Here is a 21,627-nt window from a genome sequence, read left to right on the forward strand (position 1 = left end):
GCCGCCCAACCGGAGACGATGATGGATGCCAAGGGCAACCCGCCGCCTGTGCTGCAGGGCAACCTGCTGGCGCAGGCGCCGGTCGACAGGACCGCCGAGCGCTTCGAAGCCTTGCTGGAGCGGCCCGGCCTGAAGATCGAGCGCATCGTCTCGAACGGCCAGGCCAGCCCGGAGGGCTTCTGGTACGACAGCGCGCAGGACGAATGGGTGCTGCTGGTCAGCGGCAGCGCGGGCCTGCACCTGGATGGCGAGGCCGAGCCGCGCACGCTCGCGCCCGGCGACTACCTGCATCTGCCGGCGCATTGCCGGCATCGCGTGGCGTGGACGGATGCCGCCCAGTCGACGGTCTGGCTCGCGGTGCATTGCGAGCCGGCCACGCAGGGCTGACTAGCGTCAGCGCACGGCGTTAACTCTCCACAGCCGGAAATACCGGCTCCCCCAGATTCAGCATCAACCGGTTCGCCCACGCAAAGATGGCGATCGAGTGAATCAGGTCGAGGATCTCGGCATCGCTCACACCCACCTCGCGCAGCGCGCGCAAGGTGTCGGCATTCACCGCATCCGGCCGCTCGGTCAGCGCGATCGAGAACTTGGAGATCGCCTGCTCGCGCGCGGTGGTGCCCGCCGTATGCGGGTCCTCGAACACCTGCGTGATCACATCGTTGCGCTTGGCCAGTTGCTCGAAGCGCTGGGCATGCACCGACGCGCAGTACACGCAGCCGTTGATGCGCGACACCACCGTGCTGGCCAGCTCGCGCTCGGCACGCGCCATGCCGCCGGGGGCGTACATGATGGCGTTGAAGGCGGTGGAGCGCTGGCGCAGGATTTCGGCCTGATGCACCAGGAACAGGTAGTAGTCCGACACCTTGGCCTTGGGATGGCTTTCTTCCAGCACCGCGATCTGCTCAGGCGTGGCCTGGTCCACCTGGACCACGTCCAGCCAGGCCTTCCAGTCGAGCACCTCGTTGGTGAAACCGTTTGCCTTGATGGGTGCGCTCATGCTGCGGCCTCCTGGGATTGCAGGGTGTTCAGGGCCTTCAGGCCGGCTACCAGGCGCACCTGGTAGGACAGGAAGGCGATCAGTTGCGCCAGCGTTACCACGTCGGGCGTGGCCAGGCCGGCGGCGGGCAGGGCCTTGAGGGCAGCTTCGTCGCCCGCTACCGGGTTCTCGATCAGCGTGCGGGTGAAGGCGAGCATGGCGCGCAGGCGCGGATCGGCCAGCGAATCCGGATTGCCTTGCCCGGCCACGGCGACCAGGGCGGCATCGGCGCCGGCTTGCGCCAGGCGCGCGCTGTAATGCGCAACCAGTTCCGGCGCGGGCGTGAGGCGCGCGGCGTACAGCGCCACCAGCAGGCGCTCGGTCAGCGGCAGGCCGGGCAGGGCGGGATCGAACAGCGCGTCATAGCTGCCCTGCGTCGCGGCGGCGACCTTCTCGCGCTGATGGCGCAGTGCGTGGGTGGCCGAGCCGGCGGCGAGGCCGGCTACGTTGTCCACCACGTCGGTGGTAGCTGGATTGGCTTGGGTCATGATGGGGTTCTCGGTCTTGACTCAGTGATTTTGTTGTTCGGCAACTCAGGCTTGGCCAGCGTGGCGCGCCACGGCGCGCGCCAGGAAATCCCGCACGCCGATCCACGATTGCTCGTCCGCCACGGCATTCGCCGCTGGCGTGCCGCCGGTGGTGCTGATGCGCCTGGATACCGGATGCGCATAGACCATTTGCGTGGTCGGCACATACGGGAAGAGGATGGCGTGGCCGGCTTGCTCGAAATCAAGATGTTTGACGTCGTGCGCATGCCCCACTTCGGCCAGCTTGGCCGCCACCATGCGCGCATACAGGCTGGAAGGCCAGGAACCGTCGTCGGTCCCCGACAGCAGCATCACCGGCCCGCGGATCGCTTCCACGCGGATGCGGGCGCGCGCCACCGCTTCGGGGTCTTGCAGCGCGGTCAGGATGGCGCGTTCATGCCGGTGTGGCGCCGGGCCTTCATCAAACGGGGCCCAGCTTGCCGTGCGGTTGTTCTCCCACACGTGCGGCAGCGGCTTGCCGTGGTGCAGCCAGGCGGGGCCTTCACGGCCGCTGGCGGGATCGGCGGCGTTTTGCGCGCTGTGCACCACCGCGCCAGGCACGTAGCCGATCACAGCCGAGACCAGCTCGGGGAAGGTTGCGCCCAGCAGCAGCACAAGCTCGCCGCCACGCGACTGGCCCGACAACGCGATGAAATCGTGCGCAGGCCGGACGTGTTCGCGGATCCAGTGCAGGCCGCGCTCGAAGTACTCCAGCGGCGTGTTGGAGATGTAGTCCGATAGCCCCGGCGCCTTGAAGTACGCCAATGCCAGCGCAGCGTACCCGCGCGAGGCATAGAGCGCGGCGCGCGGCTCGTTGATGCCGCCGCCCGAGCCGTTGAGCACCATCACCGCCGGATGCGGCCCGGGGCCCGCGGGCAGGTAAAGCGTGCCGACCAGGCCGTCCTCGCGCACGTCCCGGCGGGTCACGCCGGCAGCCGCCAGGCGCTGCACCAGTTCGCCGCGTGCTTGCGCGCCATCGGCCCGCATCGTGACCTCGGTCACGAGCGGCCGGTTGGCGTCTGCATGGAACTGCTCGCGGCTGTCGCTATCGACCGGACTCTGGGACCACAGCAGGCCCATGGGGCTCACGCCCGTGTAGCTGCCCGAAAGCGGCGCGTCGCGCTCCAGGTCCACGGTGCCGGCGGCGTCCGCCGCGAACGTGGCTTCGCTGGCCCAGGCAAGCTCCCGCCCACGCAGCGTGCGCGTGGCGATGGCAATGGTTTCGCCGGGACGCAGTCCCGACACGGAAATCCGCCGCGCGACGTCGATCAGGTCGTCGGCCGGGGTGATGTGAAGCTGTGCCATGTTCGCCCCGCCTTACTTGCCGTCGCGCGTGACCATCATCGCCGCGGTGCGGTCGCTGGTCATCGGCGCCACCTTCAGGCCCTTCCTGGCGGCCCAGATGTTCTGGTAGTGGTAGAGCGGCAGCATGCCCACGTCGTCCGACACCAGCTTGACCGAACGGCGCAGGATGGCCTCGCGCTTGGGCACATCGAACTCGGCGGTGGATTCGTCCAGGGCCTTGTCCACGGCCGGGTTGCTGTAGTGGCCCCAGTTGGAGGCGCCCAGGCCTTTCTTGGCATCCACGGTGGCCAGCACATTGACCAGCGCATAGCTGGCCTCGCCGGTGCCGTTGCCCCAGGCCAGCATGCTGACCGCGTATTCGTTCTTGTTGGCGCGGCCAGAGTAGACCGACCAGGGCACCACTTCCACCTGGGTCTTGACGCCGACGCGGGTCCAGAACTGGGCAACCGCCTGCGCGGTCTCCGGGCCTTGCGGGTAGCGGTCGTTGGGCGCGTGGATGGTCAGCTTGAAGCCATCCTTGAACCCGGCCTCGGCCAGCAGTTTCTTGGCCTGTTCCGGATCGAAGGGGATGTCCTTGACCTCCGGGTTGTAGCCGAAGGTGTTTTTCGGCATCCACTGGTTGGCCACGCTGGCCGTGTTCTGCAGGATGCGGCCCACCACCGCCTGCCGGTTGATGGCGAGCGACAGGGCGCGGCGCACACGTACGTCCAGCAGCGGGTTCTTGTCCAGCGGCTTGCCGGCATTGTCAGTGATGTAGGGATTGGGGCCGGGCTTGAAGCTCGGCTGCAGCAGCATCACGCGCAGGCCGGCATAGGGAAACACGCTGATGTTGGGCGATTGCTTGAGCTTGGCCAGGTCCGACACGGAGACTTTGTCGATCACATCGACGTCGCCGGACAACAGCGCGGCGGTGCGCGCCGGGCCGTTGTTGATGTAGCGGTAGCTGACCTGCTGCCAGGCCGGCTTGCCGCCCCAATAGCCATCATTGCGCGCCATCATCACGCGATCGCCCGGCGTGTAGGAGATGAACTTGTACGGACCGGTGCCGACCACGGCGCGGCCGCTGTTGTAGTCCTCGGTGCTGGACTTCTCGCCGACGTGCTTGCTGACGATATGGATCGAGGCCAGGTTCAGGGGCAGATCCGGATTCGGGATATTGGTCTTGATGACCAGGGTGTACGGATCCTTGGCATGCATCGACTCGATGGTGCGCAGGTAGCCCGCGTACGACGCCACGCTGCCCGGCACATTGCGCGCGCGCTGGTAGGAGAAGATCACGTCCTCCGCGCCGAAGGGCTTGCCGTCCTGCCACTTCACGTCGCGGCGCAGCTTGAACTCCCAGGTCTTGTCGTCCAGCGCTTTCCACGACAGGGCCAGCCCCGGTTGCAGCTTGTTGTCCTTGTTTTCGATCAGCAGGTCCCAGAAATGCAGGTCGACGGAGCGGTCGCCGGCATGGTTGTTGAGCTGCGGGTCCAGCGACGAAAGCGGATCGGCAAAAGCGATCGACAGGGACTGCGCGGAGGCCGCGCCGGCGCAGAGCATGGTGGCAACGGCGGCGCTGATCGAGAGGGACAGCAGGCGTTTCATGGGCAGGTTTCCTCGGGGCGTGAGAAGGGTTGAGAGGCGTGGCGCGCACTAGCCAACAGTCAGCCCGCCTCGTTCAGGTGGCAGGCGCTGAGATGGTTCACGGCGATGCCGCGCAGGCGCGGCACTTCGGTCCGGCAGCGCGCCATGGCATGCGGGCAGCGCGGATGGAAGTGGCAGCCCGGTGGCGGCGCCAGCGGGCTGGGGATCTCGCCTTTGATGGCGGTGAAGGTCTTGTGGCGCGCGTCCAGGCGCGGGATTTCCGCCAGCAGCGCCTGTGTGTATGGGTGGTTGGGCTGCCGGAAGATCTCTTCCGTCGGCGCGCTCTCCACCACGCGGCCCAGGTACATGATGACCACGCGGTCCGATACATGCTCGACCACGCCAAGGTCGTGGCTGATAAAGAGATAGGTCAGGCCAAGCTGCTCGCGCAGGTCCATGAACAGGTTGAGCACCTGCGCCTGGATCGACACGTCCAGCGCGGCCACCGCTTCGTCGCACACCAGCAGTTCCGGCTGCACGGCCAGCGCGCGTGCAATGCCGATGCGCTGGCGCTGCCCGCCGCTGAACTGATGCGGGTAGCGCTGGCGCAGGGCCGGGTCCAGCCCGGCGCGCTCCAGTTGGGCGCCGACGTAGTCGTCGAAGCCGGCCGCATCCACCAGGCCGTGCAGGCGCGCGCCTTCTCCGACAATGCGGTCCACGCGCAGGCGCGGGTTGAGGCTGGCGTACGGATCCTGGAACACCATCTGGATCTTTAGCCGCAGTGCGCGGCGGGCGCTGGCGTCCAGGCTTTCGATGCTCTGGCCGTCCACGCGGATTTCCCCCGCTGAAGGTGGCAGCAGGCCGGCCACCATGCGGCCAAGCGTGGACTTGCCGCAGCCGGATTCGCCGACCAGGCCGACCACTTCGCCACGGCGGATCTGCAGGTCCACGCCATCCACGGCATGCGTGACCGGCGCGGGTACCGACCAGCCCATGCGCTGCAGCGCGAGGCCAATGCGCCCGGGATGCTGCTCGCCAAAGCGCTTGGCGAGATGGCGGGCATCGATCAGGGCGGGTAATTGCGGCTGCCCGCCGGCAGCGTGTTCAGTCGGCTTCATGCGAACTCCGCGGCAATGGCCGGTTGGCCCGGATGGAAGCAGCGCACCTGGCGCATGGCCTGCGGCGAGGTGATGGCGGGCGCCAGCACGCAGGCCTCGGAGACGCGCGGGCAGCGCGCCGCGAAGGCGCAGCCGGGCGGCATCGTCAGCAGGTTGGGCGTCATGCCAGGGATCTGGCGCAGCCGCTGGCCGCGCTTGTTCAGGCTGGGCAAGCTGCCGATCAAGCCGGCGGTGTAGGGGTGCAGTGGATGGTCCAGCACGGCATCGACCGGCCCTTGCTCGACGATGCGGCCGGCGTACATCACGGCGACTTCATCGGCCAGCCCGGCCACCACGGACAGGTCGTGCGTGATCCAGATCAGCGCGGTGCCGTGCTGGCGCGCCAGCTTCTGCACCTCGGACAGGATCTGCGCCTGGATGGTGACGTCCAGCGCGGTGGTGGGCTCGTCGGCAATGATCAGGTCGGGCCGGTGCAGCATGGCGATGGCAATCGCCACGCGCTGGCGCATGCCGCCGGAGAGCTGGTGCGGATAGGCGCGCAGGCGCTCCTCCGGGCTGGGGATGCCCATCATGCCTAGCGTGTCGCGCGCCAGTTCGCGCGCCAGTTCGCGCGCCTGTTTGTGGCTCGCCGGGCTATGCGCACGCACCGCCTCGATCATCTGGGCGTCCACCCGCATTACGGGGTTGAGCGTCATCATCGGATCCTGGAAGATCATCGCGATGCGGTTGCCCTGCAACTGGCGCAGCTCCGCAGGCCGCATGCTGGTCAGCTCGCGTCCCTGGAACAGGATTTCGCCGCCGACAATGCGTCCCGGCGGGTCCACCAGGCCCATGATGGAAAACCCCGTGACCGATTTGCCGGAGCCGGATTCGCCCACCAGCCCGAGAATGCGGCCGCGCGGCACGGTGAAGGAGACGTCGTCGACTGCCGGCAGCACGCCGGCGCGGGTTTCGAAGTGCGTGCGCAGGTGGCGGACCTCCAGCGTCGGCACGGCGTTGTTGATGTCCGGCGCCGTCATTTCTGCAACCTCGGGTTGAGCACGTCGCGCAGGCGGTCGCCCACCAGGTTGATGGCCACCACCGTGACCAGCAGCGCGATGCCGGGGAAGAAGCTGATCCAATACTCGTCGGACAGCATGAACTGGTAGCCGTTGGCGATCAGCAGGCCCAGCGAAGGCTCGGTCACCGGCACGCCCAGGCCAAGGAACGACAGCGTGGCCTCCAGCGTGATGGCACGCGCCACCTGGAGCGAGGCAATCACGATCAGCGGCGGCAGGCAGTTCGGCAGGATATGGCCCACCACGATGCGCCAGTTGGAAATGCCCTGGCCGCGAGCGGCTTCCACGTACTCGCGCCGGCTTTCCACCAGTGCCTGGCCGCGCGCGGCGCGGGCGTAGTAGGCCCACTCCAGGATCACGAGCGTGAGCACCACATTGGTCACGCCCTTGCCGAGGAAGGCCAGGATCATCATCGCGACCAGGATCGACGGGAACGACAGCAGCAGGTCCACGGTGCGCATGATCACGCTGTCCACCCGGCCACCGGCATAGGCGGCCAGCAGGCCAAGCAGGGTGCCGATGACGCCGGCGATCAGCGCCGAGCCCACGCCCACGCTCAGGCTGATGCGCAGGCCGTAGAGGATGCCCGAGAAGATGTCGCGCCCCTGGCCGTCGGTGCCGAGCCAGTAGCTGTAGGTGCCGGTGCCGCTCGCCGTGCCGGGCGCGAGGCGCGCGTCCATGACGTCGAGCTGGAGCAGGTCATACGGATTCTGCGGGGTGACCAGCGGGGCAAAGACCGCGGCCAGCACCAGGGTCCCCAGCAGCACCAGGCCGAACACAGCCGTGCGCGAGGCAAAGAAATCCGCCGCCATCCGGCGCCACGGCGATTCGCGGCGCAGCGCCTGGGGCGCCGCCGGAGCGGCTGTGGCGGCTTTGGCGGGGTTGTCGATGGCGCTCATGTGGCGGCCTCCAGCCGCACGCGCGGGTCGAGCAGCTTGTAGAGAATGTCCACGATCAGGTTCAGCGTGACAAACAGGCACACCACCACAATCAGGTAGGAAACGATCACCGGGCGGTCGAGCGCATTGATGCTGTCGAGGATCAGCTTGCCGGCGCCGGGCCAGGCGAAGATGCTCTCGGTCACCACCGCAAACGCGATGGTCGAGCCGAACTCCAGCCCCAGCACGGTGACCAGCGGAATCATCGTGTTGCGCAGCACATGGCCCAGCACCACGCGGATCGGCGACAAGCCCTTGGCGCGCGCGAACTTGACCCAGTCCTGCGGCAGCACCTCGCGCACGCCGGCGCGGGTCAGCCGCAGCACCAGCGACACCTTGAACAGCGACAGGTTGATGGCCGGCAGGATCAGGTGGCGCAGGCCGTCGGTGGTGAGCCACGACCACGGCACGCCCAGCCACTCGGCAGTGGCGCCGCGCCCGCCCGATGGCAGCCAGCCCAGCCTCACGCTGAAGGCCATGATCATCATCAGCCCGACCCAGAAGGTCGGCAGCGAGAAGCCGACAATGCTGCCGGTCATCAGCAGGCGCGAGACCGGATGCTCCGGATACAGCCCGGCAAAGAGGCCGCAGGGCACGCCCACCAGCACCGCCAGCAGCAGCGCCGCCACGGCGAGCTCCAGCGTGGCGGGCAGCCGCTGCAGGATCAGCTGGATGGCGGGCACGTTATAGACAAAGCTGTTGCCCAGGTTGCCGTGCAGGGCGCCTTGCAGGAAGGCGAGATACTGGCGCCAGAGCGGCTGGTCCAGCCCTAGCCTGGCGATGATGCGCGCGCGCTCGACCTGGTCCACGTCCTGGCCGATCAGGATATCGACCGGGTTGCCGATCGCGTGCAGGCCGGCGAACACGATCACCGTCATCGCCAGCACGACCAGCAGCGCTTGCGCCAGCCGCTTGGCCAGCCATCGGATCGGCCAGCGGCTCATGATGCGTTCGCCGCGTCGCTGGGCAGCGCCGGAGGTGGCCCGGCGGGGACCCACTCATCGCCGAACACCTCGGGCTCGCCGAAGGCTTCCATATTGGCGTAGTGCAGCGCCACGTCCTCCTGGTAGAGCAGCGCGGCGATGCCTTGGCCGAGGCGCCTGGCGCCGTCGCTGATGGCGGGGATGTCGCCCGATACGGTGCCGTGCGTCAGCGCCGCCGGATAGCAGAAGCAGTGGATGCGCGACAGGCCGGGGCATGCGTGCGTCGTCTTCTCCAGGAATTCGAAGGCCGGGCCGAGATCCGGCGAGTCCGACAGTTCCTGGTCTTCCTGCCCCGGGGCCGGCGTGTAGCGGTCGCGCCAGTAGCGGATATGGCGGGCGAAGGCGCTGAACTCCTCGCGCGTCTCCAGCGCGATGCGAAAGCCCGTGGAGAAGATCAGGAAATCCAGCTCGAACGCGCCCTTGGGCGTATGCACCAGCAGCGCGCCGCCGGCTTGCTCGATGCGCTCGATGGGGCAGGCCAAGTTGAAGCGAGCGTTCTCGTGCCGGGAGACGCGCAGCGTGCTGCCGCGCGGTGGTGGCACCTGCTGCGCGTTGATGTAATGGCGGATGCGCCATTTCCAGTCATCCGGCAGGCTCGGGTGGCCATGCGTGAGGCCGGGGTTGCCCGCGCCCTTGCCCTTGTTGACGCGCGGGATGTCGCCGCGCCGGATCAGCAGGTCCACGCTGGCCGCGCCCGCTTCCAGCGCGGTGGCGGCACTGTCCATGGCCGACGCGCCGGCGCCGATCACGCCCACGCGCTTGCCACGCAAGGTGCTGTAGTCGAACACATCGCTCGAGTGCGCCCAGCGCGAGCGCGGCAGGTCCTGCGCGAAGGGCGGCACATGCGCGCCGCCCAGGCCGTCGCGGCCGGTGGCCAGCACCACGCGGCGCGCCAGCACGCTCAGCGCGCCGGCGGGCGCGCGGATTTCAAGCGCCACCAGGCCATCGGGGCGGGGCACCACGCGCTCGACCCCATGTTGGTTGCGCACGTCCAGGTCCAGCACCCGGCGGTACCAGCGCAGGTAATCCATCCATTGCAGGCGCGGGATCTTGTCCAGCGCCTCCCAGGCCACCGTGCCGAACTGGGCCTCGAACCAGGCGCGGAAGGTCAGGGCGGGCAAGCCGAGCGCGGGGCCGGTGAGTTGCTTGGGCGAGCGCAGCGTTTCCATGCGCGCGGTGGTGGCCCACGGGCCTTCGAAGCCTTCCGGCGAACGGTCGAAGATGCGCGCGTTGATGCCCAGGTGCTTGAGCGTAGCCGCCGCGGCCATGCCGGCCATGCCGCCGCCGATCACCGCAACGTCCAGCACCGGCTCGCCGTCATGCGTGCGCGCCACGGTCCAGCTTTTGGCCGGGAGTTCCAGCCAGGACAGGTCCTGGCGCAGGCGCGCTTCCAGGGCGGCAAGGCCGGCGGTGTTGGCGGCGTTGGCGGCGGTGGCCGGGAAGGTGTCAGCGGGCGAGTTCATAGGTCGGTGTGTTCCGTGTCGTAGGGCGTGCCGGCGGCCGGCTCGGTGGCGTCGCCATACAGCGCTTGCAGCAGCGCACCGTGCTGTTCCGGGCCGCGCTGGGTGAAATCCGGCAGCAGCGCTCGGGCCGCATCGGCCAGCGTGTCGATCAGCGCCAACACCGCCGCGCTGGCCGGCCTGGCCTGCGGGGTGATCACGCCAAAGTAAAAGGGAATGTCGGCATCGATCGGACGCACCACGATATCGGCCAGCGGCACGCCGCGCGCGGTCACTGGCTCCAGCACGGCAATGCCCAGCCCGGCGCGCACGGCGGTGAGCGCATTGAGCGAGGAGTGGGTGTCGATCAGCGCGGCCGGCTCCACCCCGGCGCGGGCAAACGCCTCGTCCAGGCGGCGGCGCAGCCGGTAGGGGTTCTGCATGGTGACGATGCGCCGGCCGCTGCAAGCGGACAGCGGAATCGTAGCCAGCGCCGCCAGGGGATCGTCGGCACGCACCGCGGCCACGCAGGCAGCCTGCCCGATCCAGTGCACGGTGACGCCGCGATGCTCCAGCGGCAGGCTGGTCAGGCCGATCTCGGCCGCGCCGGTCAGCACCGAATGCACGACTTTTTCGGGGGAGGCGCTATTGATATGGATGTGGCTGGCGTGGGCTGCCCCGCTTACCGCTCCGGCCGCCCCGGCCGCCCCGGCCATCGCATGGTCCGGCTGGTGGCCGGCCAGGGCCAGGGGCAATAACCCGGCCGCCAGGGCCGGCGTGGCCGCGATCTGCAGCGAGCGGTTTTCCTCGCGGGCGATTTCGGCGGCGCGGGCGCGGATCTGCTGCAGGCCAACCAGCGCGTGCTCCACGTCCTCGTACAGCAGGAAGCCGCGCTCGGTCGGGCTGACGCGCGGCCCGCTGCGGGCGAACAGGGCAAAGCCGATCTCGCTTTCCAGCTCCTGGATCAGGCGCGTGATGGCCGGCTGGGAGCGCCCCAGCAGGCGCCCGGCGGCGGTCACGCTGCCGCTGGTCATGACTGCCGCGAAGGCTTCCAGTTGCCGGATTTCCATGGGGGCCCGAGTTGCTGATGCTATGTATGTGTTTTGTGGATTCTCGCCCCGCTAGCATTCGGATTGCAAATACTATTTTCGTATGTGCTCATGCGGCACAAAGTGGGTGCGCGCCGGCCTCGCCGTCGCGGCCATGCACGTATCATGTGATGAACCGGCCCAGCCGTCCGCGAGCCACGCACCATGCTCAGGAGAGCGCTTCATTTGACCTTGCAACCCGGAATCCCCCGCCGTGCCGAGCCTTGGCCGGCCATGCTCCTGTGCTGGGCATTGGCCTGTTTGTCGCTGCTGGCCCCAGCCGGCACGGCCTGCGCCGATACCCTGCGGGTCGGCTCCAAGCGCTTTACCGAGTCCTACATCCTCGGGGAGGTGCTCACCCAGACCGCCGCGGCCCAAGCCAGTGCGCAGCACACGCCCGGCCTTGGCAATACGGCAATCGTGTTCGAGGCGCTCAAGGCCGGCAGCATCGACCTCTACCCCGACTACACCGGCACCGTTTCCAGTGAAATCCTCAAGCTGCCCGTCGGCGCTACCCTGGCGCAGATCAACCAGGCGCTGGCGCCGCTGGGCCTGGCGGCGGGGATTCCGCTTGGCTTCGAGAACACCTATGCGCTTGCCGTGGAGGAGCGCAAGGCCCAGCGGCTCGGGCTGGCGTCGCTGGGCGACCTGGCCGCGCAGCCGCAACTGCGCCTCGGGCTGTCGCATGAATTCCTGGGCCGGGCAGACGGCTGGCCCGGGCTGGCGCGGCGTTACGGCTTGCCCCAGCGGCCCCTGGGGCTGGACCACGGCGTGGCCTACGAAGCCCTGGCCAACGGGCAGGTCGATGCCATCGATATCTATTCCACCGACGCGAAGATCCGCAGATACGGCCTGCGCGTGCTGACGGACGACCGCCATTACTTCCCCCGCTATGACGCCGTGGTGCTGTACCGCCTGGACCTGCCGCAGCGCTTCCCGGCCGCCTGGCAGGCGTTGACGGGGCTGGCCGGAAAGGTGAGCGCGGCGGACATGATCGCCATGAATGCGGCGGCGGAACTGGATGGGCAATCCTTTGCGACCGTGGCGCGGGCCTTCCTGGCGCATGGCAATGCCGGCGCGGAGGATGCAGCGGCAGGCGCGCGGGCGGGCCTCGCCGGCACCTTGTTCGGGCGCGATACCTTGCGGCTGACCAGCCGCCATCTGGCCCTGGTGCTGGGCGCGGTTGGCGCGGCCACCTTGCTGGGCGTGCCGCTGGGCATCGTCGCCGCACGCCGGCAGCGGCTGGGGCAGTTGCTGATGGCCACGGTGAGCGTGCTGCAGACCGTGCCGTCGCTGGCCTTGCTGGCGATGCTGATCCCGCTGCTGGGGCGCATCGGCGTGTGGCCGGCAATGGTGGCGCTGTTCCTCTATGCGCTGCTGCCCATCGTGCGCAACACGCTGACCGGCCTTCAGCAGGTGCCAGCCGGCATGCGCGAAGCGGCGCGTGCCCTGGGTTTTACGCCCGGCCAGGTGCTGCGCTATGTGGAGCTGCCGCTGTCGATGCCCGTGCTGCTGGCTGGCATCAAGACCGCCGCCATCATCAGCGTGGGCACCGCCACGATTGCCGCCTTCGTCGGTGCCGGCGGCTATGGCGAGCGCATCGCCACCGGGCTGGCGCTGAACGACCATGTGCTGCTGATGGCGGGCGCCATCCCCGCCGCGGTGCTTGCGCTGCTGGTACAGGCTGGGTTCGAGCTGGGGGAGTGGTATCTGGGCAGGCATGCCCGGGGCGGGACGGTAACCTGACGGGCCTTATTGCAATTGGGCCTTCGCCAGCTCGCCCAGCTTGGCCACGGCGGCTTCCACGGCGTCGCTCCACAGGTGGCCATAGTTCAGCCGGATGCAGTTGCGATAGCCTTGGCGCGCTGAAAAGATCGGGCCCGGCGCAATGCCGATGCCATGTTCCAGCGCCGCGCGATGCAGCGCCAGCGCATCGAATCCGGCCGCAAACTCCACCCACAGGAAGTAGCCGCCGGCGGGCTGCGAGACCCGCACGTTCTCCGGGAAATGCCGGCCGATGGCCGCGATCAGCTGACCCTGCTGCATCTCCAGCAGATGGCGCAAGCGCCGCAGGTGCTTGTCGTAGCCGCCGTTCTGCAGGTACTCGGCCAGCGCCACCTGCGTGGGCACGCCTGCCGACAGCGTGGTCATCAGCCGCAGCCGCTTGATCGCCTCGCCATACTGCCCGGGGGCCACCCAGCCCACCCGGAAGCCCGGCGCGAGCGTCTTGGAAAACGAGCTGCAGTGCATGACCAGGCCTTCCTGGTCGAAGGCCTTGGCGGGCAGGGGGCAGCGATTGCCGAAATACAGCTCGCCGTAGACGTCATCCTCGATCAGCGGTACGCGGTGGCGCGCCAGCAAGGCGACCAGCGCCTGTTTCCTGGCCTCGGACATGCTCGCGCCCATTGGATTCTGGAACTGCGTCATGAACCAGCAGGCCTTGATCGGATGGCGCTGGAGCGCGGCATCCAGCGCGTCCAGGTCGATGCCTTCGCGCGGGTCCACCGGGATCTCCACCGCGCGCAGGCGCAGCCGCTCCAGCGCCTGCAGCGCAGCATAGAAGCCGGGGGACTCGATCGCTACCACGTCGCCGGGCTGCGTCACCGCCATCAGGCACAGATTTAGCGCTTCCAGCGCGCCGTTGGTCACAATGATCTCATCGGTGGGCTGCGGCGCGCCCGCGCCGAGGTAGCGCAGGCCGATCTGCTGGCGCAGGGCAAGGTGCCCGGCCGGCATGTCGTTGACCGAATACCAGGGATCGAGCTCGCGCCCGGCCCGGGCCAGCGATTTGCCCAGCCGCTCCCAGGGGTAAAGCTCGGGCGAAGGGAAGGCCGAGCCAAGCTGGATGAGCTGCGGATCGCGCGCGGCGTCCAGCACGGAGAAGACCAGCTTGGAAATATCAACGTCGGTCGAAACCTGGTGCGACGGCCGCACGGCGGGTTGCGGCAGCGGCCGGCCGACCTGGCCGGTCACGTAATAGCCGGAGCGCTCGCGTGCCCGCACCAGGCCGCGCTCCTCCAGCCGGTAGTAAGCTTGGAACGCGGTAGCGGGGCTCACGCCGAACTGGGTCACGGTCTTGCGGATCGAGGGCATCTTGGTGCCGGGCGGCAGGTTGCCGTTGCGAATGTCTTTGGCCAGCGTTTCCGCCAGTTCTTCGTAGCGCTTCATGGGGGCAGGGGGCGTTGCCGTGGCGTTGCGATGAGCGCAGTATCAGGCGCTCAAACTGATACGCAAAATTATCGCAGATCTGATTCTGTTATTCCTTGCCAGCCAACGACATAATCCCGCGTAACTACCAAAAGCCAAAGCGCCGCAAGGTCATGCGGCGGTTGGCAAGCATGTAAGGAAGAGCGAAATGAACCCCTTGAGATTGGTGCTGACGGTGTTGTGGGGATTCTTTGGCCTGCGCAAGGGCCAGGAACATATGCGCGACCTGCAGGCCGTGCGGCCGGTGCCGCTGATCCTGACGGGCGTGGCGCTGGCGGCGGGGCTGGTGCTGCTGCTCGTGTCGCTGGCGCACTGGGCGGTGACGCACGCCTGAGCTGCGAGCCCGCCAATTCCTCCCGTGCCTTTGGGGCCATCCAGGCCCGCAACCACGAAGTACAGCCTGCCATGCGCGGGCTGTGCACGTTCGCCGTACCGAATGCCACTGCGGCGCTTAAAACGATAATCAGCCCCCATGAGCCTTGCCACAAGGCGGTTTTCCGCTACCGTTGCCTTTGTTGTCCTATTGCTGGCGCCATGCTTCGCGGCGGCGGCTGACGCCCCCGGCGCCGCGCAGATCGAGCGCGGCCGCTACCTGGCCAAGGTTGCCAATTGCGCAGCCTGCCACACCAGCGCCGGCGGCGCGCCGTTTGCCGGCGGCTTGCCATTGAAGACCGGCGTCGGCACCGTCTACTCGACCAACATCACGCCTGACGTGGACAGCGGCATTGGCGCTTACTCGTTCGAGGAATTCGACCGCGCGCTGCGCGAGGGCGTGGCCAGGCATGGCAAGCGGCTGTATCCCGCCATGCCTTACCCGTCCTACGCCAAGCTCGCCGAGCCCGATGTGCAGGCCCTGTACGCTTATCTGCGCGCCGAAGTGAAAGCCGTACGGCAACAAACCGCCGAGCCCGAGATGCGCTGGCCGTTCGGCATGCGCTGGCTGCTGCGCGTCTGGAACTGGCTGTTCCTGGAGTCCGGCCCGGTTCCTGCCAATGCGGGTCAGAGCGTCGCGTGGAATCGCGGGGCTTACCTGGTCCAGGCGGTGGGCCACTGCGGCGCATGCCATACGCCGCGCGGCAGGCTGATGGCCGAGAAGGGGCTGGACGAGCGCAGCCGGTACTTCCTGGCCGGCGCCAGCGTGGAAGGCTGGGCCTCTACCAACCTGCGCGGCGATCCGCGCACCGGGCTGGGCGCCTGGTCGCGCGAGGACATTGCCGAATACCTGCATACCGGCCGCAATGCACATGCGACTTCCTTCGGGCCGATGTCCGAGGTGATCGCGTCGTCCACGCAGTTCATGACACGCCCGGACCTGGACGCCGTTGCGGTGTACCTCAAGTCCGTGCCCGGCGCGCGCAGCGACGAAACGCCGTATGCCTATGACGCCAATACGGCCGACACGCTCGCGCAAGGCCGTTTCGACGCTACCGGCGCGCGCCAGTATGCCGAGTTCTGCATGCCTTGCCATGGCGCCAACGGCAAGGGCTTTGCCCGCGTTTTCCCACCGCTGGCGGGCAATCCGACCGTGGTGGATCCCGACCCGGCCTCGCTGGCCAACCTGCTGCTCGATGGCGCCGTGACGGCGCGCGTGGGCACCGCGGCCACCGATTACCACATGCCCGGCTATGGCTGGACGCTAGACAACCAGGAACTGGCGAATGTGCTGACCTTTATCCGCACCGGCTGGGGCAACCAGGCCAGCCCGGTCAAGGAAGCGACTGTCGCCGCCCGCCGCGCCGCGCTCGGGCGCCAGCGCGACGCCGCCGCAACCCGTTGAGCCCGCGCGCCACCTACATCAAGCGAATCCTATTGCCATGACCATCACGCGCAGAGACTTCCTCAACGGCGCCGCACTCACCATTGCTGCGGGGCTGGCGCCGTCCCAGCTATTGCAAGCCGCCGAACGCGGTGCCGGCTACCCGCCCGCGCTGACCGGACTGCGCGGCAACCATGCGGGCACCTATACGCTCGCGCACAGCCTGGCGCGTGAGGGCGCCAAGTATCCCGCCGTCATGGCGCGCGAAGTCTACGACCTGGTGGTGGTGGGTGGCGGGCTCAGCGGGCTGGCGGCCGCGTGGTTCTACCAGCGCCGCTTTGGTGCCGGCAAGCGCATCCTGATCCTGGACAACCACGACGATTTCGGCGGGCACGCCAAGCGCAACGAGTTCACCGTGCGCGGGCAGAAGCTGGTGACGTACGGCGGCAGCGCCGAGATGCCATCGACCGCGCTGGACAGCCGCGCGGTGGCCACGCTGCTGGCCGGCCTCGGTGTGGACGCGAAGCGCCATCAAGCCGCCGAGCGCGACCCTTACCGCGAGCTGGGCATGGGCCGCTCGGTGTTCTTCGACCAGGAGCATTTCGGCCGGGACCAGTTGCTTGCCGGCGATCCGTTTGCGGGGCTGATCGATGCCCGCAATGGGATATCCGGGATATCCGGGATAGCTGCGCAGGGGACAGGCACGCAGCCTGCGGATGCCGCCGCCTTCAAGGCCTTCCTCGACAAGGCACCGTTGCCTCAGCAAGACCGAGCCGCGCTGGCGCGGCTCGCCGACGGCGGCACGGATTACCTGGCTGGCATGAGCGAGAGCGAGCGGCTGGCCTACCTGAAGCGCACCAGCTACGCGGCGTTCCTGCGCGAGAAGGCCGGCCTGGGGCTGGATGGCCAGCGCCTTTTTCGCAGCCGCAGCAACGATGCCTATGCACTCGATGCCGACGGCGTGTCCGTGTTCGACGTGCTGGCCATCGGCCTGCCGGCGGGCAAGAACATGCCACCGCCCACCCTGAATCCGCGTCTTGGCAAGTCGCCCGCGTCAAAGCTCTGGTTTGCCGACGGCAACGCCACGCTGGCGCGGCTGCTGGTGCAGAACCTGATCCCAGGCGTGGCAAGCATCGCCAGCCCCGATGCAATCGGCGCGGCCAGCTTTGACTACAACCGGCTCGATGCCGAGGATGCAAAGGTGAGGGTGCGGCTGAACAGCACAGCCATCGCCATCGAGCCCGACCAGCGCATCACGCGCGTGACCTACGGCTGGAATGGAAACCTGCACCGGCTCGAAGCCGCGCATGTGGTGCTGGCCGGCTACAACATGATGATCCCGTTCATCATGCCCGGCCTGCCGGACGCGCAAAAGCAAGCCTTGCGCTCCGACGTGAAGGCGCCCGTGGTCTACACCAAGGTGGCGCTGGACAACTGGCGTGCCTTCGAGGCGCTCAAGACCAGCCGCATCCACGCACCGGCCATGGCCTACACCGACCTGTGGCTGGAGAATCCAGCCGGCGCGCGTCCGGCCGATCCGGTGGTGCTGCATATGCTTTATGTGCCCACCGTGCCGGACAGCGGCATGCAGGCGCGCGAGCGCTTTCGCGCGGGGCGCGCCTTCTTGCTGGGTACGCCGTTCAGCGAGCTGGAGAAGGGCGTGCGCAGCCAGCTTGATCGCATGCTGGCGCCAGGCGGCTTTGCCGGCAAGGACGTCATCCGGGGCATCACGGTCAACCGCTGGGCGCACGGTTACAGCTATATGCCCAACAGCTTGTTCGAGGAAGAAGCGGCGGCGCAGGCCGTGCTGGATCGCTCGCGTGCCCGCGCCGGCAACGTGGTGATCGCCAATAGCGACAGCGCGGGCAGCCCGTCGTTGACGTCCGCCATTGATCAGGCGTGGAGGGCGGTAGGCGAGTTGGCTGGCTGATGGGGGAAGCGCGGCAGCGCCTGTTCAGCGCTGCCGTGGTCGCGACACGAGGTAGTCGCGCTGGAAGGCGCACATGCGCAGTGCGTTGTGATATGCGCCATAGCTGAAGAATTCTTCCCGCAACTCGCCCTCACGCTGGAAGCCGCATTTCTCGTAGATGTGGATCGCCTTTTCGTTCTGCACGTCCACGATCAGGAACAGCTTATGCAGGTTCAGCACCATGAAGGCGTAGTCCATGGCAAGCCGCGTGGCCGTGCTGGCATAGCCGCGTCCCTGGCTGGCTGGCGCCACGATGATCTGGAACTCGCCGCGCCGGTGGATATGGTTCAGCTCCATCAGCTCGACCAGGCCGACGGCCTCGCCGTCCAGGTTCTCGCAGATGAAGCGGCGCTCGCGCTGGTCGTGCACGTGGCGGTCATATAGCTGCGACAGCTCGGTGAAAGTCTCGTACGGCTCCTCGAACCAGTAACGCATGATCTTGGCGTCGTTGTTGAGGCTGTGGACGAAATGCAGATGGCTGCGCTCCAGCGGGCGCAGGAGCAGGTTTTGGCCGGTTTCGGTCACCATCGGTGGGCCTTTCTTGATTATTTTTCGGTTGATGGGTCGGCCCAGGCCATCGTGGATCGGTTGGAGAAACAAGACTGGCCGGACGAAGGTCTTTTGGACTCGCCCGGCTATGGGCGGGTTCCAGTGTAATGCGCGCACGTTCAGGCGCAAAGCTTGAAGTGGCTGGTGTGGGGCGGAGCGCGTCAGGCCGGAATGCCAAACAGGCGGCGGCTGTTGCGGGTGCACTGATCGGCCACTTCGCGCATGCTCAGTCCCTTCAACTCGGCGACCGCTTGCGCGATCCAGGGAAGATTGGCGGGCTCGTTGTAAGGCCGCCGGTTCTTGTGGTTTTTCGGGCCGAGATAGGGCGCGTCCGTCTCCAGGTGCAGGTGCTCGAGCGGGATGGCTTGCACGGCCTCCCGCAGTGCCTGGCCGCGCTTGATATCCGTGACCCAGCCGGTGATGCCGATGTCCAGGCCTAACGCCACGAAAGCGGCCGCCTCGTCAGCTGCGCCGGTGAAGCAGTGCACCACGCCGTGGGCGCCCGCGCGCACGGCAGGTGCGACCATGGCGTAGAAATCGTCGAAGGCGTCCCGGCAATGGAGGAACAATGGCTTCTTCCAGCGCACTGCCGCCTCGAGCTGTGCCTCGAAGGCGTGGCGCTGGTCGGCTGGCGTAGAGAAGTTGCGGTTGTAGTCCAGCCCGCATTCCCCGATCGCCACCACGTCAGGGTCCTCCCAAAGCGCCTGGAGGGACTGCAGGACCGTTGGCGACCAATCCTTGGCGCTGTGCGGGTGGATGCCGGCCGTGGCAAAGAGAAAATGAGGATGCCGGCTGGCCAGGTCGCATGCCTTTCGGCTTGATTCCAGCGAGGTGCCGGTAGCAAGGATCCCGACCACGCCCGCTGCCGTGGCCCGCTCAAGGATCACGGCGGTGTGCGGGGCAATCTGAGAGGAGTGGAAGTTCACGCCAATGTCGATCAGGTGCATGTCTCGGGCTAAGGGTATGGGGTGGCTGGTGGTTCCGCAGGCATGCAGTCTAACCGCTTGGGTACCGTGTCCAGGTAATGCTCATAATGGTTCGGATATAGATCATTATGAGGGATGTGCTCACTATTGTTCTATTTGTGGCACGTTACCTTGACCTTTTCTTGTGTTTCATATACATTACATTAAATGCATTTCAAGGCTTAATGTTTTATAGGTGGCATATGAATCTCGCCGAACTGGGGGAAGCCTTTAAGCGCGCCAGGCTTCTTGCCAACAAGACCCAGCAGGAAATCGCGGATTCCAGCGGGGTGCCGCGTGCGCGGATCAGCCGGTTCGAGACCGGCGGCTTGCCGGAGCTGGGTGCCGTGAAGCTGCTGAGCCTGTTTGAAGCCGTCGGGCTTGAGCTGCTCGCACGGCCTGCCGGCCACCGAAGGACCCTTGACGACGTGCTGGCAGAGTCCGAAACAGGCAATGCCGCTGCGGGAGACCTCCGCCGGCGGGTCAGGCACGCCCACAACAAGCCCCAAGCAGCCACCGAGGGGCCGGATGAGCGCTAGCCAGGTACTGGACGTCTACGTGAATGCGACGCCCGTGGGCACGCTGGTCGAAGAGGCGCGCGCGAGCGTCTTCACCTACCTGCCAGACGTACAGGCGCACAACCTCGTCTCACTCCTGCTCCCAGCGCGGGCAGAGTCGTATAAATGGGCCGCCGGATTGCTGCCTTTTTTTCAGATGAACCTGCCCGAGGGCTACAAAAAGGACCTGGTGCGCCGAAAACTTGGCGCCCATGCCGACGTGAGCGACCAGGGCCTGCTGGCACTGACCGGCGCGAACGGAATCGGCAGGGTCAGGGTGGTGCCCCGTGGCGTATCGGTGGACGCCCCCGCCTCCAACCTGGACATGGCGAGCCTGCTTGCCGCAACAGGCTCACGGGACAACCTGTTGCGGCAACTGGAAGCCGGTATTACCGAAGGTGTCTCTGGTGTCATGCCGAAGATGCTTGCCAGGCCAGAGGACAAAGCCACGGTCTGGACCGACGGGTTCATCCTGAAAACCGGCCCGGCCGACTTGCCCGGCCTGTCTGTCAATGAATTCCTGTGCCTGGAGGTCGCGCGGCATGCGGGGCTGGAGGTCCCCGAGACACAACTCTCGGAGGATGGGCAGGTGCTGGCCATCCGGCGTTTCGACCGGCTAGCCAACGGTGACCGCCTGGCGGTCGAAGATTTCTGCGCACTCAAGGGGCTGGATCCCGTCAACAAGTACAAGGGCAGCCTTGAGGACCTGGCCAAACTGTCGTCGATTTACATCAGTGCTCCACATCGCAAGGACAGCGCGAGGCGGTTGTTTGCGCTGTTGCTCGTGAACTATGCGTTGCGCAATGCAGACGCGCACTTGAAAAACTTCGCAGTGGTCTATACCTCCGTGGAGGACGTGCGGCTGGCACCGGTTTACGACATTGTCACGGTGACGGCCTACCCCGAGTACCAGGCAGATATCCCGGGGCTGCCGCTGGCCGGCAAGCGGACCTGGGCATCCGGGCGGTGGTTGACCCAATACGGCGGCGCCCGGTTGTCGCTGTCCCGGACCGACATGGCGGCTTGCGTGGCGCAGGTGACCGAGGCAGTTCGCAACGTGCTGCCGATGGTGGCTGAGTGCGCTGGCCGGTACCCGGAGTTCCGGGAAATCGCCAAGCGGATGCTGGCGGCATGGGCGCAAGGGCTGGAGGACATCAAGCCGGATGCACGGCCGGGGAAATCGGCGCCCGCCCCGTTAAGAGAAGAAGCCGGCCTTTCCGGGCCCGGCGGCCTGGCTGGCAAGAAAAAAACAAATCTGTATGTAAATCCTGACGGTGCTTTCGGCCACAAGGCCCGATGACGCCTTATGATATTTTTGCGTCACATTTTTCGGGTAATTCGCCCGTTTTGTGCGTAAAAATGGGGCTATTGCCTAGCATGGAGTGGCATGGCAACGCAAATTTATGAGGACTGAAGGGCCTCGGCGATGCGGTAAAGAACTTTTAGCACGTGCTGCGTCGCACCAACGAATGTAGAATATCGCCCTTTGGCCTAAACGAGCGCGGACCACCATACTGGAAGAACCCGGTAGTGGTGGCGTCAGCCATGCATCTCTCGACAGGT

General features: G+C 67.2%; 18 protein-coding genes and 1 pseudogene. 7 read left to right on the forward strand and 12 right to left on the reverse strand.

Annotation, left to right across the window (positions count from 1 at the left end; translation table 11 throughout):
* Positions 1-18: 18 nt before the first annotated feature.
* A complete protein-coding gene (locus AB4061_RS14785) occupies positions 19-387 on the forward strand; it encodes a cupin domain-containing protein (RefSeq protein WP_441634932.1) in 369 nt (122 codons plus the stop codon).
* A gap of 19 nt (positions 388-406) precedes the next feature.
* Here the strand turns inward: AB4061_RS14785 and AB4061_RS14790 are convergent.
* The 9 genes and pseudogenes from AB4061_RS14790 to AB4061_RS14830 all read right to left on the reverse strand — a co-directional run bounded on the left by AB4061_RS14790 (position 407) and on the right by AB4061_RS14830 (position 11,043).
* A pseudogene (locus tag AB4061_RS14790) lies at positions 407-1,527 on the reverse strand (CMD domain protein).
* Between the two features lie 45 nt (positions 1,528-1,572).
* Positions 1,573-2,871: an acyl-CoA thioesterase/bile acid-CoA:amino acid N-acyltransferase family protein gene (locus AB4061_RS14795; RefSeq protein ID WP_441634934.1), complete on the reverse strand. Its 1,299-nt coding sequence runs from the start codon at positions 2,869-2,871 to the stop codon at positions 1,573-1,575.
* Between the two features lie 12 nt (positions 2,872-2,883).
* A complete protein-coding gene (locus tag AB4061_RS14800; protein WP_441634936.1) occupies positions 2,884-4,458 on the reverse strand; it encodes an ABC transporter substrate-binding protein in 1,575 nt (524 codons plus the stop codon).
* 59 nt (positions 4,459-4,517) lie between these two features.
* A complete protein-coding gene (locus tag AB4061_RS14805; protein ID WP_441634938.1) occupies positions 4,518-5,555 on the reverse strand; it encodes an ABC transporter ATP-binding protein in 1,038 nt (345 codons plus the stop codon).
* Entirely contained in the window at positions 5,552-6,574 is a 1,023-nt protein-coding gene (locus AB4061_RS14810) for an ABC transporter ATP-binding protein (RefSeq protein WP_441634940.1), read from the reverse strand. The genes AB4061_RS14805 and AB4061_RS14810 overlap by 4 nt, the downstream gene beginning before the upstream one ends.
* Complete coding sequence (locus tag AB4061_RS14815; RefSeq protein WP_441634942.1) at positions 6,571-7,512, reverse strand: ABC transporter permease; 942 nt, start codon at positions 7,510-7,512, stop codon at positions 6,571-6,573. Before AB4061_RS14815 ends, AB4061_RS14810 begins: the two co-directional genes overlap by 4 nt.
* Positions 7,509-8,495 carry an ABC transporter permease gene (locus AB4061_RS14820; protein ID WP_441634944.1) on the reverse strand — a complete coding sequence of 329 codons (987 nt, stop codon included), beginning with the start codon at positions 8,493-8,495 and terminating at the stop codon, positions 7,509-7,511. The genes AB4061_RS14815 and AB4061_RS14820 overlap by 4 nt, the downstream gene beginning before the upstream one ends.
* Complete coding sequence (locus tag AB4061_RS14825) at positions 8,492-9,997, reverse strand: NAD(P)-binding domain-containing protein (protein ID WP_441634946.1); 1,506 nt, start codon at positions 9,995-9,997, stop codon at positions 8,492-8,494. Before AB4061_RS14825 ends, AB4061_RS14820 begins: the two co-directional genes overlap by 4 nt.
* On the reverse strand, positions 9,994-11,043 hold the full coding sequence (locus AB4061_RS14830) for a LysR family transcriptional regulator (RefSeq protein WP_441634948.1): 1,050 nt from the start codon (positions 11,041-11,043) through the stop codon (positions 9,994-9,996). The genes AB4061_RS14825 and AB4061_RS14830 overlap by 4 nt, the downstream gene beginning before the upstream one ends.
* Positions 11,044-11,295: 252 nt before the next feature.
* On the opposite strand from AB4061_RS14830, the gene AB4061_RS14835 reads away from it, so the two are divergent.
* Positions 11,296-12,807, forward strand: a complete 1,512-nt coding sequence (locus tag AB4061_RS14835; RefSeq protein ID WP_441635004.1) for a glycine betaine ABC transporter substrate-binding protein — start codon at positions 11,296-11,298, stop codon at positions 12,805-12,807.
* A gap of 6 nt (positions 12,808-12,813) precedes the next feature.
* On the opposite strand, the gene AB4061_RS14840 is transcribed toward AB4061_RS14835, so the two are convergent.
* The gene (locus AB4061_RS14840; RefSeq protein WP_441634950.1) at positions 12,814-14,229 is read right to left on the reverse strand and encodes an aminotransferase-like domain-containing protein; all 1,416 of its coding nucleotides are present in this window, start codon (positions 14,227-14,229) and stop codon (positions 12,814-12,816) included.
* Between the two features lie 187 nt (positions 14,230-14,416).
* Between AB4061_RS14840 and AB4061_RS14845 the strand changes: the two genes are divergently transcribed.
* The 3 genes from AB4061_RS14845 (at position 14,417) to AB4061_RS14855 (ending at position 17,954) form a co-directional block, all read left to right on the forward strand.
* A complete protein-coding gene (locus tag AB4061_RS14845; protein ID WP_150990214.1) occupies positions 14,417-14,602 on the forward strand; it encodes a DUF2970 domain-containing protein in 186 nt (61 codons plus the stop codon).
* 138 nt (positions 14,603-14,740) lie between these two features.
* On the forward strand, positions 14,741-16,045 hold the full coding sequence (locus tag AB4061_RS14850) for a c-type cytochrome (protein ID WP_441634952.1): 1,305 nt from the start codon (positions 14,741-14,743) through the stop codon (positions 16,043-16,045).
* Between the two features lie 37 nt (positions 16,046-16,082).
* A complete protein-coding gene (locus AB4061_RS14855) occupies positions 16,083-17,954 on the forward strand; it encodes an NAD(P)-binding protein (protein ID WP_441634954.1) in 1,872 nt (623 codons plus the stop codon).
* 24 nt (positions 17,955-17,978) lie between these two features.
* Here AB4061_RS14855 and speG read toward each other — a convergent pair whose 3' ends face one another.
* Together speG and AB4061_RS14865 are read right to left on the reverse strand one after the other, a co-directional pair.
* Positions 17,979-18,521 carry a spermidine N1-acetyltransferase gene (gene speG / locus AB4061_RS14860; protein ID WP_441634956.1) on the reverse strand — a complete coding sequence of 181 codons (543 nt, stop codon included), beginning with the start codon at positions 18,519-18,521 and terminating at the stop codon, positions 17,979-17,981.
* 182 nt (positions 18,522-18,703) lie between these two features.
* Positions 18,704-19,489: a TatD family hydrolase gene (locus AB4061_RS14865; protein WP_441634958.1), complete on the reverse strand. Its 786-nt coding sequence runs from the start codon at positions 19,487-19,489 to the stop codon at positions 18,704-18,706.
* A 221-nt stretch (positions 19,490-19,710) separates the two neighbouring features.
* On the opposite strand from AB4061_RS14865, the gene AB4061_RS14870 reads away from it, so the two are divergent.
* Both AB4061_RS14870 and AB4061_RS14875 read left to right on the forward strand, forming a co-directional pair.
* Entirely contained in the window at positions 19,711-20,046 is a 336-nt protein-coding gene (locus tag AB4061_RS14870) for a helix-turn-helix domain-containing protein (RefSeq protein ID WP_441634960.1), read from the forward strand.
* A complete protein-coding gene (locus AB4061_RS14875) occupies positions 20,036-21,364 on the forward strand; it encodes a type II toxin-antitoxin system HipA family toxin (protein ID WP_441634962.1) in 1,329 nt (442 codons plus the stop codon). The genes AB4061_RS14870 and AB4061_RS14875 overlap by 11 nt, the downstream gene beginning before the upstream one ends.
* Positions 21,365-21,627: the final 263 nt, after the last annotated feature.

This window comes from Cupriavidus sp. YAF13 (assembly GCF_052113425.1).
In the GTDB taxonomy this organism is placed as follows: Bacteria; Pseudomonadota; Gammaproteobacteria; order Burkholderiales; family Burkholderiaceae; genus Cupriavidus.

Bases quoted from the DNA above. Each gene is read 5' to 3' on its own strand.
- AB4061_RS14835 (WP_441635004.1), top strand. From the start codon at position 11,296: ATGCTCCTGTGCTGGGCATTGGCCTGTTTGTCGCTGCTGGCCCCAGCC.
- AB4061_RS14805 (WP_441634938.1), bottom strand. From the start codon at position 5,555: ATGAAGCCGACTGAACACGCTGCCGGCGGGCAGCCGCAATTACCCGCC.
- AB4061_RS14870 (WP_441634960.1), top strand. From the start codon at position 19,711: ATGAATCTCGCCGAACTGGGGGAAGCCTTTAAGCGCGCCAGGCTTCTT.
- AB4061_RS14825 (WP_441634946.1), bottom strand. From the start codon at position 9,997: ATGAACTCGCCCGCTGACACCTTCCCGGCCACCGCCGCCAACGCCGCC.
- AB4061_RS14815 (WP_441634942.1), bottom strand. From the start codon at position 7,512: ATGAGCGCCATCGACAACCCCGCCAAAGCCGCCACAGCCGCTCCGGCG.
- AB4061_RS14800 (WP_441634936.1), bottom strand. From the start codon at position 4,458: ATGAAACGCCTGCTGTCCCTCTCGATCAGCGCCGCCGTTGCCACCATG.
- AB4061_RS14810 (WP_441634940.1), bottom strand. From the start codon at position 6,574: ATGACGGCGCCGGACATCAACAACGCCGTGCCGACGCTGGAGGTCCGC.
- AB4061_RS14855 (WP_441634954.1), top strand. From the start codon at position 16,083: ATGACCATCACGCGCAGAGACTTCCTCAACGGCGCCGCACTCACCATT.
- speG (WP_441634956.1), bottom strand. From the start codon at position 18,521: ATGGTGACCGAAACCGGCCAAAACCTGCTCCTGCGCCCGCTGGAGCGC.
- AB4061_RS14850 (WP_441634952.1), top strand. From the start codon at position 14,741: ATGAGCCTTGCCACAAGGCGGTTTTCCGCTACCGTTGCCTTTGTTGTC.
- AB4061_RS14840 (WP_441634950.1), bottom strand. From the start codon at position 14,229: ATGAAGCGCTACGAAGAACTGGCGGAAACGCTGGCCAAAGACATTCGC.
- AB4061_RS14820 (WP_441634944.1), bottom strand. From the start codon at position 8,495: ATGAGCCGCTGGCCGATCCGATGGCTGGCCAAGCGGCTGGCGCAAGCG.
- AB4061_RS14865 (WP_441634958.1), bottom strand. From the start codon at position 19,489: ATGCACCTGATCGACATTGGCGTGAACTTCCACTCCTCTCAGATTGCC.
- AB4061_RS14875 (WP_441634962.1), top strand. From the start codon at position 20,036: ATGAGCGCTAGCCAGGTACTGGACGTCTACGTGAATGCGACGCCCGTG.
- AB4061_RS14845 (WP_150990214.1), top strand. From the start codon at position 14,417: ATGAACCCCTTGAGATTGGTGCTGACGGTGTTGTGGGGATTCTTTGGC.
- AB4061_RS14795 (WP_441634934.1), bottom strand. From the start codon at position 2,871: ATGGCACAGCTTCACATCACCCCGGCCGACGACCTGATCGACGTCGCG.
- AB4061_RS14830 (WP_441634948.1), bottom strand. From the start codon at position 11,043: ATGGAAATCCGGCAACTGGAAGCCTTCGCGGCAGTCATGACCAGCGGC.
- AB4061_RS14785 (WP_441634932.1), top strand. From the start codon at position 19: ATGATGGATGCCAAGGGCAACCCGCCGCCTGTGCTGCAGGGCAACCTG.